Source organism: Pseudomonas sp. MIL19, from assembly GCF_028680365.1.
Taxonomy (GTDB): domain Bacteria; phylum Pseudomonadota; class Gammaproteobacteria; order Pseudomonadales; family Pseudomonadaceae; genus Aquipseudomonas; species Aquipseudomonas spirodelae.
The window spans coordinates 38310-49532 of record NZ_JAPPVG010000008.1; the positions used below are offsets into that span (position 1 = coordinate 38310).

General features: G+C 59.8%; 13 protein-coding genes. 4 read left to right on the top strand and 9 right to left on the bottom strand.

The window, feature by feature from the left end; translation table 11 throughout:
• Positions 1 to 58: 58 nt before the first annotated feature.
• Complete coding sequence (locus tag N1078_RS07635) at positions 59 to 553, bottom strand: winged helix-turn-helix transcriptional regulator (RefSeq protein ID WP_274087610.1); 495 nt, start codon at positions 551 to 553, stop codon at positions 59 to 61.
• 99 nt (positions 554 to 652) lie between these two features.
• On the opposite strand from N1078_RS07635, the gene N1078_RS07640 reads away from it, so the two are divergent.
• Together N1078_RS07640 and N1078_RS07645 are read left to right on the top strand one after the other, a co-directional pair.
• Positions 653 to 1381: an SDR family oxidoreductase gene (locus N1078_RS07640; protein WP_274087611.1), complete on the top strand. Its 729-nt coding sequence runs from the start codon at positions 653 to 655 to the stop codon at positions 1379 to 1381.
• 46 nt (positions 1382 to 1427) lie between these two features.
• Positions 1428 to 2015, top strand: coding sequence for a 2-hydroxychromene-2-carboxylate isomerase (locus N1078_RS07645; protein ID WP_274087612.1), 588 nt, complete (start codon positions 1428 to 1430; stop codon positions 2013 to 2015).
• A gap of 8 nt (positions 2016 to 2023) precedes the next feature.
• On the opposite strand, the gene dtd is transcribed toward N1078_RS07645, so the two are convergent.
• Positions 2024 to 2461 carry a D-aminoacyl-tRNA deacylase gene (gene dtd / locus N1078_RS07650; protein WP_274087613.1) on the bottom strand — a complete coding sequence of 146 codons (438 nt, stop codon included), beginning with the start codon at positions 2459 to 2461 and terminating at the stop codon, positions 2024 to 2026.
• Positions 2458 to 3429, bottom strand: coding sequence for a prolyl aminopeptidase (gene pip / locus N1078_RS07655; RefSeq protein ID WP_274087614.1), 972 nt, complete (start codon positions 3427 to 3429; stop codon positions 2458 to 2460). The genes dtd and pip overlap by 4 nt, the downstream gene beginning before the upstream one ends.
• Before the next feature lie 122 nt (positions 3430 to 3551).
• Between pip and N1078_RS07660 the strand changes: the two genes are divergently transcribed.
• Positions 3552 to 3998: a hypothetical protein gene (locus tag N1078_RS07660; RefSeq protein WP_274087615.1), complete on the top strand. Its 447-nt coding sequence runs from the start codon at positions 3552 to 3554 to the stop codon at positions 3996 to 3998.
• Positions 3999 to 4157: 159 nt separating this feature from the next.
• Here N1078_RS07660 and N1078_RS07665 read toward each other — a convergent pair whose 3' ends face one another.
• The 5 genes from N1078_RS07665 to N1078_RS07685 form a co-directional block, all read right to left on the bottom strand.
• Positions 4158 to 4721 carry a lipocalin family protein gene (locus N1078_RS07665; RefSeq protein ID WP_274087616.1) on the bottom strand — a complete coding sequence of 188 codons (564 nt, stop codon included), beginning with the start codon at positions 4719 to 4721 and terminating at the stop codon, positions 4158 to 4160.
• Entirely contained in the window at positions 4721 to 4975 is a 255-nt protein-coding gene (gene bamE / locus N1078_RS07670) for an outer membrane protein assembly factor BamE domain-containing protein (RefSeq protein ID WP_274087617.1), read from the bottom strand. Before bamE ends, N1078_RS07665 begins: the two co-directional genes overlap by 1 nt.
• Before the next feature lie 67 nt (positions 4976 to 5042).
• Positions 5043 to 5597 (bottom strand): DUF924 family protein, encoded by a 555-nt coding sequence (locus N1078_RS07675; protein ID WP_274087618.1) that lies wholly within the window; start codon positions 5595 to 5597, stop codon positions 5043 to 5045.
• 66 nt (positions 5598 to 5663) lie between these two features.
• Positions 5664 to 6671 (bottom strand): class 1 fructose-bisphosphatase, encoded by a 1008-nt coding sequence (locus tag N1078_RS07680; protein ID WP_274087619.1) that lies wholly within the window; start codon positions 6669 to 6671, stop codon positions 5664 to 5666.
• Positions 6672 to 6762: 91 nt separating this feature from the next.
• A complete protein-coding gene (locus tag N1078_RS07685; protein ID WP_274087620.1) occupies positions 6763 to 8406 on the bottom strand; it encodes a histidine kinase N-terminal 7TM domain-containing diguanylate cyclase in 1644 nt (547 codons plus the stop codon).
• 400 nt (positions 8407 to 8806) lie between these two features.
• On the opposite strand from N1078_RS07685, the gene N1078_RS07690 reads away from it, so the two are divergent.
• Complete coding sequence (locus tag N1078_RS07690; protein ID WP_274087687.1) at positions 8807 to 9205, top strand: YkgJ family cysteine cluster protein; 399 nt, start codon at positions 8807 to 8809, stop codon at positions 9203 to 9205.
• Between the two features lie 198 nt (positions 9206 to 9403).
• On the opposite strand, the gene cptA is transcribed toward N1078_RS07690, so the two are convergent.
• Positions 9404 to 11158, bottom strand: coding sequence for a phosphoethanolamine transferase CptA (gene cptA / locus N1078_RS07695; RefSeq protein ID WP_274087621.1), 1755 nt, complete (start codon positions 11156 to 11158; stop codon positions 9404 to 9406).
• Between the last annotated feature and the right edge of the window lie 65 nt (positions 11159 to 11223).

The following is an 11223-nucleotide window of genomic DNA, read 5'->3' on the forward strand; positions in this document are numbered from 1 at the left end:
GATGGCGCTGTATCCATCCACTAGCTCAAGGGGGTAGATGAGCAAAGCGTCATCCACCCTACACAACCTGCTTTTCGTGCCAATGCGCCGGCAGTAGCTGCCCCTTGAGAGCCGGCGCTTCCTCCAGCTGTACATCCCTCGCCGCCAACGGTTCACCACAGTCCGAGCACACCAGCACACCATGCATCGGCTGACCGCACGTGCGGTGAACATGCCGGATCGGTGCACCCTCGACTCCGCTCATATGGCGGTCGCCCCAATGCACCAGCGCCATGATGGCCGGGTACAGATCACGGCCTTTGGCGCTCAGGCAGTACTCCTCACGCAACGGCCGCTGCTGATAAGCCACTTTGTCCAGCACACCCGCTTCAGCCAGTTTTTTCAGGCGATCGGCCAGCACATGCCGGGTAATCCCCAAGCGTTTCTCGAACTCGTCAAAGCGACGAATTCCGAGAAAACACTCGCGCAGCACCAGCAACGTCCAGCGATCACCCACCACCGCCATCGTACGCGCCAGCGAACAGGGTTGTTGATCAAGCTCTTCCCAACGCATGACTCATCTCCGCAATCGATAAGGCACATTAGCTTGACAGGTTCCAAAATGGAACCGAGTATCGAGCCAGGTTCCAAAATAGAACTGACGGAGACTGCAATGACCGCACGTAACGCAATTCTGGTAGTCGGGGCCGGCGACGCCACCGGTGGCGCCATCGCTAAACGCTTCGCCCGTGAGGGCTATGTCGCCTGCGTGGCACGCCGTAATACCGATAAACTCGGCCCGCTGGTAGCCGAGATTGAAGCGGCCGGTGGTAGCGCGAGGGCCTTTGGCTGCGATGCTCGGGTAGAGGAGCAGGTGATTGACCTGTTCGCTACCATCGAGCGCGAGGTCGGCCCGCTGCATGCGGTGATCTTCAATATCGGCGCCAACGTGCAGTTTTCCATCACCGAAACCACTGAACGGGTCTACCGCAAGGTTTGGGAAATGGCCGCCCTGGCGGGCTTTCTCACCGGTCGTGAAGCGGCCAAGGTCATGCTACCGCGTGGCCAGGGCACCATCATCTTTACCGGTGCCACCGCCTCGTTACGCGGCCGGGCCAACTTCTCTGCCTTCGCCAGCGCCAAGTTTGCCCTGCGCGCCCTGGCCCAGAGCATGGCCCGTGAACTGGGCCCACAAGGCATCCATGTCGCTCATCCAATTATCGACGGCGCCATCGACACCGCTTTTATCCGCGACACCTTCCCCGCGCTGTACCAGCGCAAGGAACAGGACGGCATCCTCAACCCCGCGCATATTGCCGACACCTACTGGCAGATCCATTGTCAGCCGCGCGATTGCTGGGTGCATGAGCTGGATCTGCGCCCTTGGACGGAAACCTTCTAGCCACCACACGCCCAGCCAATAACAAGACCGCCCCGAGGAACATGCAATGAGCAAAACCGTTGAATTCTTTTTCGACTTTGGCAGCCCGGCCAGCTACCTGGCCTGGACCCAGCTACCGCAGATTGCCGATAAAGCCGGCGCCCAAATCATCTGGCGGCCGATGCTGCTCGGCGGTGTATTCAAAGCCACCGGCAACCAGTCGCCCGTGATGATCCCGAGCAAGGGCCGCTGGATGCTGCAGGATCTAGCCCGCTTCGCCGCACGCTATGGCGCCAGCATGCAGTTCAACCCGCACTTTCCGATCAATACCCTCACCCTGATGCGCGGCGCAGCCGGTTATCAGGGCAGCGAACGCTTCGAGCACTACGTGAAAACTCTCTTCGAGGCACTGTGGGTGCAACAGAAAAACCTCAGCAAGCCAGAGGTCGTGGCCGAAGTATTGAGCAGCGCGGGTTTCGACCTGACTGAGTTTGAGCAACTGGTCAGCGATGAAGCGGTCAAGGAACGCCTCAAGGCCACCACCGAAGAAGCCATCAAACGCGGCGTGTTTGGCGCACCGACCTTCTTCATCGGCGAGGAAATGCACTTCGGCCAGGATCGCCTGGACTTTGTCGCCGAAGCCCTCGCGCGCTAGCCGCGCTGTTAGCTCTCCAGCAGAAAGGTCACCGGCCCATCATTGACCAGATGCACCTGCATATCGGCGCCGAACTGGCCGGTAGCGACCTGCGGGTGTTTGGCGCGGGCCTGGGCAACCAGCAGGTCGAACAGCTCGGCACCCAACGCCGGCGGCGCGGCGCTGGAAAAGCTCGGGCGCAGGCCACTCTTGGTATCGGCGGCCAGGGTGAACTGCGAAACCAGCAACAAGCCACCGCTGACATCACTGAGCGACAAATTCATCTTGCCCGCCGCGTCGCTGAATACCCGGTAATTGAGCAGCTTGTGCAGGATTTTTTCGACGCTGCCCAGGGTGTCTTGCGGCTCGACGCCGACCAGCGCCAGCAGGCCCTGATCAATCGCACCAACCACTTCGCCTGCTACTTCTACTCGGGCGGCGCGTACGCGTTGGATCAGCGCCTTCATGCTTCATCCGGCGTCAGGTTGAGCAAGCGCCGCGCCATTTCATCTGCAGCCCGCACCAGAGCATCGGTAATGCCAACTTCGGCAGCCGAATGGCCGGCATCACGAATGATCTGTAGCTCGCTGTTAGGCCAGGTCTGGTGCAGGGCCCAAGCGTTATCCAGCGGGCAAATCACGTCATAACGGCCATGCACGATGACCCCAGGCAGGTGGGCGATTTTCGGCATATCACGCAGCAACTGGTCTTGCTCAAGAAAGGCGTTATTGACGAAATAATGGCATTCGATCCGGGCAATCGACAGGGCGCGATGGCTATCGGTGAAACGGTCGACCACCTGTGGATTAGGCCGCAGGGTGGCGGTACGGCCTTCCCAGCTAGACCAGGCCTTAGCCGCGTGCATTTGGGCGATCTGGTCAGGGCCGGTCAGGCGTTTATAGAACGCTTGCACCAGATCAGCGCGCTCATCCAGCGGGATCGGCGCCAGGTAATCCTCCCAATAATCAGGGAACAGGCGGCTAGCACCGGCCTGATAAAACCAGCTGATTTCCTGCGGGCGGCAAAGGAAGATGCCCCGCAGAATCAGCCCATGCACCCGTTCTGGATGCGCCTGCGCGTAAGCCAGGGCCAGGGTCGAGCCCCAAGAGCCGCCAAACAGCACCCATTTGTCGATACCCAACTGCTCGCGGATCACTTCCATGTCCTCGATCAGCGCCTGGGTGGTGTTGTTTTCCAGGCTGGCGTGAGGAGTGGATCGCCCACACCCGCGCTGATCGAAGGTCACGATGCGATAGAGATTAGGGTCGAAATAGCGGCGACTGGCCGCATCACAACCGGCACCAGGACCGCCATGGATAAACACTACAGGCAAGCCATCCGGCGAACCGCTTTCGTCCACATAAAGCACATGCGGTGCCTGCACCGCCAGCTCATGACGGGCGTAGGGTTTAATCTCCGGATACAAGGTCTGCATGGCATGCTCCTGACTTGACCTGAATAAAGCGTTGCGTAACGTAGACGGGCTTGCGCTAGATAACCGCGGCGCAGCCGCTTGACGCTCTGCCGGGCATCATAACCATGAAACAGGAGTTGAGCATGCCAACACGGATATTTGCCTGGGCTTTCTTGATGTTTTGCGCCCTGCTCACCGGTTGCGGCGCCAAGGACGATCCGCAGGCCGCGCTGGAGGCCGCGCTGGAGGCCGCCTTACAACAACTGCAGGACAATCTGGAAGCGAAGAACAACAGCGCAGTGCTTGAGCAGTTGCACCCGCAGTTCTCGGCGCAGGGCGAATTGGATCGCGAGTGGGCAAAGCGCACCTTGTTGCTACTGTTTATGCGCCACAAGAACATCAAGGTGCTGGCCCTGAGCAAGCACAGCGACATCGACGCGACCTACCGTGAGAAAGGCCACACCGAGGCTCAGATCGGCCTGACCGGCGCCGAAGGCCTGATCCCCGACAGCGCCCGCCATTACAGCGTGAAGCTGGAGTGGTGGCGGGAAGGCGATGAGTGGAAGCTGGCACGCCTAAGCTGGGAATAGCCTCTCAGTGCTGACTTCAAAAAGCTGAAGGACTAAACAGCCTGCTGCGGGCACAGCGTCGCGTAAGCTTCACCGAACACATCAGCACCCCCGCTTTGACACACTGGCGATCAACCCGGTCCAGGCCAATCACATGAGAGCCTGGCCCGCTGCGCTGATTTAGCGCGCTTGATCCATCTCGGCATCCGTGCGCCGCCAGATCAACTCGCGGGTGTCATAGCCGCGACTGCGCGCTTCTTCGAGTAGCGTCGTGCGGTTTTGCGCGCTGAGTTCCTGATCACGCGTCAACAGCCAGAGGTACTGGCGATTGGGGTGGCCGACCAGTGCTGTTTGATAGTCGTCATCCAGGTAGAGCACCCAGTACTCGCCCTTGGTCAGACCAGGCAGTAAGTTACTGGCCCAGTTATCGAAGCGCACCCACAGCTTGCTGGTTTCGCCTGGTACCTGAGCCACGGCCTGGCCCTGCACTTGCTGCACGTCGCCATCGAAGGTACGGCAGCGGTTGATCACGCCAAGCGCGCCACCTTCTTGCACGCTGTAAATGGCCTCGGACTGCGCGCAGTTGCGCTGGAAGAACATCGGCAAACGCGCCTGTTCATACCACGTGCCCTGATAGCGCTGCAGATCAACCTGCTCCACGGTTTTCGGCGGCACTGTTCCCGTACCAGAGTTCGCACATCCCACCAAGGCTACCGCTGCGGCCAACACCGCCAACAGGCGCATCACTGCAGTCCCTTGCCGGAAAACAGCAAGACCTGCTCACCCGCGTACTGCACGCTGATAAAGCGCTGTTCATTGCCCCAAGTGCAGCTGGAGATACCGAGGGCACCGGAACACTCAGATGGTTTACCCAGCAAGTTTTCGACCTCGACCTTGCTCATCCCCGGCTTAAGCTGGGCGTAATTATCCTGATTAACCTTGTTGCAAGCCGTCAATAACAGGCAACTGGCAAATAGTGCGGCAACGCGCAGAGACATAATGAACTCCTGAGGGAATAACCAAGACCAGCTTGGCATAGCAATAACCAACCTGCCCGCTTGGACGCTAAAAGCGCGAGCCTGGTTCCAACAGAAAGGCAGATTCTTCAGCGCTGGAGCTACGCCCAAGAATTTGATTGCGATGGGGGAAACGGCCAAAACGGGCGATGACCCGCTGATGACGCTCGGCATAGTCCAAGTAACCGGCAAACAGCTCGTGCTCGGCGGCTGTCGCCTCCTGAGTAAGCGCTTGAAACAGCCGAACGGCCTGATTCTGTAGCGCCAGGTCCTCGGCATGTTCGAGCACCAGGTAGACAAATACCCGCTGAATCGGCGGTAACTGCTGATCCCACCCCTGGGCCAGCCCGCGCAACGCTGACGCACGGGCCAGTGCGTCGCCAGCAAAGGCGCGCGGGGTGTCACGAAAAATCATGCGCGGCAGCTGATCGAGCAACAGCAAGGTTGCCAGCCAGCCTTCAGGCTCGCCAAGCCAGTCTTGCAATTGCCCGGCGAGCGCCTGTTCGACCAGCCCGCCACATTGCTCGCGGGCCAGTTCATCCTGGCGCTCCTGCTTGGCAAACCACAGCGCCGTACGATTGGCCGCCACCTCGGCAGCCGTCACGCTGGGGCCGCTGCCGGCCGCACCAAATCACCAGTCGAGCAACGGCTGCCAGGGCGCGCTCATCGCTTACTCGCGGTGATAGGCGCTGATGCGCAGCACTTCTTCCTTGGAACCGAGGAAGACCGCGACACGCTGGTGCAGCGAGGTCGGCTGAATATCGAGGATACGCTGGGTGCCGTTGGTGGCCACGCCGCCAGCCTGCTCGATGATCATCGCCATGGGGTTGGCTTCGTACATCAGGCGCAGCTTGCCCGGCATCGACGGGTCACGGCTGTCACGCGGGTACATAAACACGCCGCCACGGGTGAGGATGCGGTGCACATCGGCAACCATCGCCGCGACCCAGCGCATATTGTAGTTCTTGCCCAACGGTCCGGTCTCGCCCGCCAGCAACTCGCTGACATAACGCTGTACCGGCGCCTCCCAATGGCGCTGGTTGGACATGTTGATGGCGAACTCTTTGGTGGCTTCCGGCACCTTGATGTCATCGTGAGTCAGAACGAAGCTGCCCAGTTCGCGGTCGAGGGTGAAACCTTTGACGCCGTCACCGAGGGTCAACATCAGCATGGTCTGCGGGCCGTAGATCGCATAACCCGCGCATACCTGCTCGGTACCCGGCTGCAGGAACGCTTCTTCGCCCAGGTCACCCTCAGCGCCGTTGCGATCTGGGCAACGCAGCACCGAGAAGATGGTGCCGACCGAGACGTTCACGTCGATGTTGCTGGAGCCGTCCAGCGGATCGAATACCAGCAGGTAAGCACCTTTCGGGTACTTGCCAGGGATCTGGTAAGCGTTGTCCATCTCCTCGGAGGCCATGCCGGCCAGGTGACCGCCCCACTCGTTGGCTTCCAGCAGAATCTCGTTGGAAATCACGTCGAGCTTTTTCTGCACCTCGCCCTGCACGTTTTCGGTGCCCATGCTGCCCAATACGCCGCCCAGTGCGCCCTTGGATACCTGATGGCTGATTTCCTTACAGGCGCGGGCCACTACTTCGATAAGAAACCGCAAATCCGCCGGAGTATTGTTGCTGCGGGTTTGTTCAATCAGGTAGCGGCTGAGGGTAACGCGGGACATGGAGGGCTCCGGAGGGTATGAAATCGCGCGCAGTTTACCTCTTTAGAGGGCAACGTGCCTTAGCGCTGGATGGAAGGCTGCGTCCAGCCACTCAGGCCAGACTGCACACCCGATTACGTCCTTCGTGCTTGGCCTGATAAAGCGCGGCATCGGCCACTTGCAACAACTCATCCAACGCCTGCCCTTGCTCAGGCCACAGCGCCAGGCCAGCCGACAGGGTCACATAGCGGGCGCCGCCGCGTGTTGGCAGCGGGTGGGCCGCTAGCTCACGGCAGATGGAATCCAAGCGCGCGCGTGCCTCTGGAGCATCGGCACGGGGCAGAATCAGCAGGAACTCTTCGCCACCAATGCGAAATACCGCATCTGAACTGCGCAGATTCTCCAACAAGTGCTGCGCGACGCCCTTGAGCACATCATCGCCTTCTAAGTGACCGTACTCGTCGTTGAGTAGCTTGAAGTGATCAAGGTCGATCAGGGCCAGTGAAATCGGCGAATGCTCACGCTGCGCCACCGCCAGCTCACGGGCAAAGAACTCATCCAGATAACGGCGGTTGTACAGCCCAGTGAGCGGATCACACAGTGCCTGTTCCTGCAGCTGCTCATGCAGCCTGGTGATGGTGCGCAAACGCTCTTCACTCAAGGCAAGGGCTTCGGCCAGTTTCAATTCGCTGAGATGCCGCTGGGTAACATCACGCAAATAGAGCATTTGCCCCAGCGTTAACGTGCCACGCTGGGTAATCCGCTCGATGGCGCGTATGCGTACTTCGAAATAACGGGCTGAGCTGGCCAGGGTCAGTAACCGGTCATGCTCAACCTGCACCGATTGGCTCAACAGCTGGTGCAAATCCGCGCCGAGGATCGGCCAATCCACCAACTGTCGCCCCTGCCAGCCACTGCGCAGGCCAACCAGCTTTAAGGCTGCCGGGTTGGCCTCAATCACGCGCAACTGTGCATCCACCACCAACACCGGGTCGAGCAGCGCATCCAGTAACAGATGACGGGCCACGGGCAGTAGGTCAAACAGCCGCACCCCCACAATCAACCAGGCAAACGCCACCAGGGTAAAAGCAAAACTGAAGGGCGTCGGGTCGAAGCCGAACAGCATCCAGCCGAACACCACGTAGCTGATATTGGCGACCCAGGGCACCGCCGTGACGACAACGAAGGCCAGATAGTGGCGACGATGCACGCCATAGCTGACGATGGCCGCGCGCAGCACCACGCCCATGCAGAAGGTCATAAACAGGTAGACATACACGGCCGCGGCGTAGAACAACGGCCCATGTTGGTAGCGGATGGGGGCGCCCGGCGCATCACTCATCGGTGCCGTGCCGACAGCGTAAAACAAGCCATGCCAGGGATTGCTTAGGGCAACCAGCCAAATCAGCAACGGCACCACGGCCAGGCCTAGCGCGCTGCGCAGCGGCAACGGCTGCCGCACGCTGTTGACGTACTGCCAGAGGAATACCGCCCAAAAGGTCGGCGTCATCAGAATCCCCGGCCAGGCCATGCTCGCCCAGAACACTTTGCACTGCGGGCCTTGCGCCGCCATCTCCAGACTCGCCGCAACCATCCACCAGAGACTGGCCAGATGCAGCACGATAAAGCTCTCGCGCCCGGGGAAATAGCGCTGGCGCTTAACCCAGCGCGCCAGCAACAGCACGCCAATGCACACCGCGCCCGTCAAAAGCACCGGGGCACTCAGCGCCCAGCCGGAATTACCGCAGGCATTCATCGGGAGGGCACTGCCAGGGAGAACAGCTGTATGTGATCGCCCGTCACATCCGGCAAGCACGCGGAGAAGCCCAAAAGACGGGTCATAGTTGTAATACGCAAGGGCCTTCCTGACCTCTAACGCCGAACAATTGAAGGCGCTAACCATACTGCAAAATCGTTAAAGGGCCTGCCTTTATTTCTGCGTGCAAGCGCTACCCGGTACTCGGCTGGCAAACAGACGCCGCGCCGCCGAGGCAGCCGCATCCTATCTAATAGCGCGAAACACTCGACGCATCAGCGCAAACAAGACCATTCCTCCGCCACGCAGCCGTACAAAAGATGACCAGCGAGCAGATTGTCATTCCAAAAAACTTCAGGCCCGCTATCATCGCCCGCCGCCTAACCGACGCACGCCCTCGCTGATGAAAAACAACCTGATTGCCGCAGCCGAACTCGACCGCCTGGACACCTGGGCCAAATACACTGCTGACATGTGCCACAGCTGCATGTCCAGCTGCTGCACGCTGCCGGTCGAGGTGCGCCTCAACGACCTGATCCGCATTGGCGTGGTCGACGAGTTTGAGCGCAGCGAGCCGCTGAAAAATATCGCCAAGCGCCTGCAAAAAGACGGCCTGGTCGAACGTTTCCACCAGAAGTCGGGCATCTTCACCCTGGTGCGCATGAGCAACAACGACTGCTACTACCTCGATCGTAAAACCCGCCTGTGCACCATCTACGAAAAGCGCCCGGACACCTGCCGCAACCACCCGAAGATCGGCCCGCGCCCAGGTTATTGCGCGTACAAGCCAAAGAGCTAAGTAACGGGGTTGAGCGGATGCGCGGCGCAATCGCTCGCCTGGAAAAACGTGTGCGCTAGCGCCCTGAACGCCTTAAGCACGCAGCCCGTCTGCGACTAAAAAACGCATCTGCACCATCATCAACAGTCCCTGCGGCCACTAAAAAGCCCCCATCAACATCTGCTGACGGGGGCTTTTTAGTGATCAATGTCCAGTGAATTACAGCTCAGCCGCGCGCGCCTCATCACGTTGGGCTAAGCGCCCTGCACTGGTCTTGGGCTTGATCAGGCTGAAATCGATCAGGCTCTTAGGCTGCGCGGGGTTGCCGATCAGTAGCGGCATTGCTTGGAAGTCACTGCTCACCACGCTCTTGTGCGCGTCGTACTCATCAAAGCTCAGGCCGGCCAAGTCGGCCCAGGTGTGGATAAAGTGCGATGAGCTGTACGGCCGCGACAGCGTGGCGGTGAAGTCACGGGGTTGCTGCGCCTGCCACTGGGGCGAATTCCACAAGATAAACGGCACGGTGTACATCGGGCTGGTCGGCGCGGCCTCGTTACGGCCCAGCACGTCGGGCTTGGGTGCATCGAATACCGCTTCGCCGTGATCAGAGAGGTAGAGCAACATGCCATTGGCCTGCGCGCCTGCTAAATCCTTGATCAAGCTGGCCACCACATGGTCGTTATACAGCACCGCGTTGTCGTAGCTGTTATAGGTCGGCAGCTGATCATCCGTAACATTGGCCGGGACACCAGCACGGTCCGTAAAGCGTTCGAACTCAGGCGGATAGCGGTACTGGTAGCTCATGTGCGTGCCCAACAGGTGCACCACAATAAATTTGCGCGGCGCGCCATCGGCCAGCACCCTGGCAAAAGGCGCCAGCACGTCACCGTCATACTGGCGGGCGTTCTGTTCACGGTTATTGTTCAGGTAAAACTGCTCATCTGCCTGCTCAGAAAAGGTCGTGAGCATGGTGTTGCGCTTGGTCATGGTCTGCTGGTTGGTGATCCAGTAGGTCTTGTAGCCCGCCTGCTTCATCAGGTTGATCACCGATGGCGTGGTCAGGTAGCGCTCGGGGTGTTCCTGATCGGCAAAGGTCAGCACCTGCTGCAAGGCTTCGATGGTGTAAGGACGCGGGGTCACCACGTTATCAAACACCTGCAACTGATCGCGCAGTGCATCCAGCTCCGGTGTGGTCGCACGCGGGTAACCATACAGGCTCATGCGCTGACGGTTGGTCGACTCACCGATCACCAAAACCAACGTAGCGGGCTGTCCCGCATGGGTATCCTGCAAATTGGCCAAGGGTGGGATGCTGGCGTTTTCAGCCAACAGCACCTGCATATTGGCCAGTTGCTCACTGTAATTCTTATAGCCCACCGCCAACTGCCAAGGCGTGGCCGCTTCAATGCGCTGGGCAAAGTTATCAAAGCCTGCCTGCCAGCTGTCGTGTTTAGTGAACTGGCGTAGTGCCGGATAGCCCACCGAGACGAACACCGCCAGGGCCGCCGCAAACAATGCGCCAGGACGCGACAGGTAGACCGGACGCACCTTGCGCCACAACAGCCAACCACCCAGGCCATAGGCCGCGAAGGCTGGCAGCATCCACCAGGCGAAATACTGAATCAGGTACTCGCGGCTCTCATTCATGTTCGATTCGAACATGATAAAAATCACGCTCTGCGAGAACTCCTGACCGTAGACCAGAAAGTAGCCAAAACTGCCCAACGAGCACAGCCACAGCAATGTGCCAATCACCGCCGCCAACTGGCGGGCGCGGGCCGGCCACAGCAACAACGGCACCAGCCACAACGCGCTGACCAGAAATGCCTGACGAAAGCCGGAAAACCCCGCCGTACCGGTCAGCTGAATCAATAACTGGGTAACGCCGGAGAAATACCAGAAGAATAAAAAAGCCCAGCCTAACCCAGCCCAATCCACGCGCTGGCGCGGCGACGCTTGTAATGCTGCAGACATGGCGACCTCATGACATCTAAATGACTGCGGTCTTTATGCCAGCCGCTCTGTGAAAATTCCGTCAA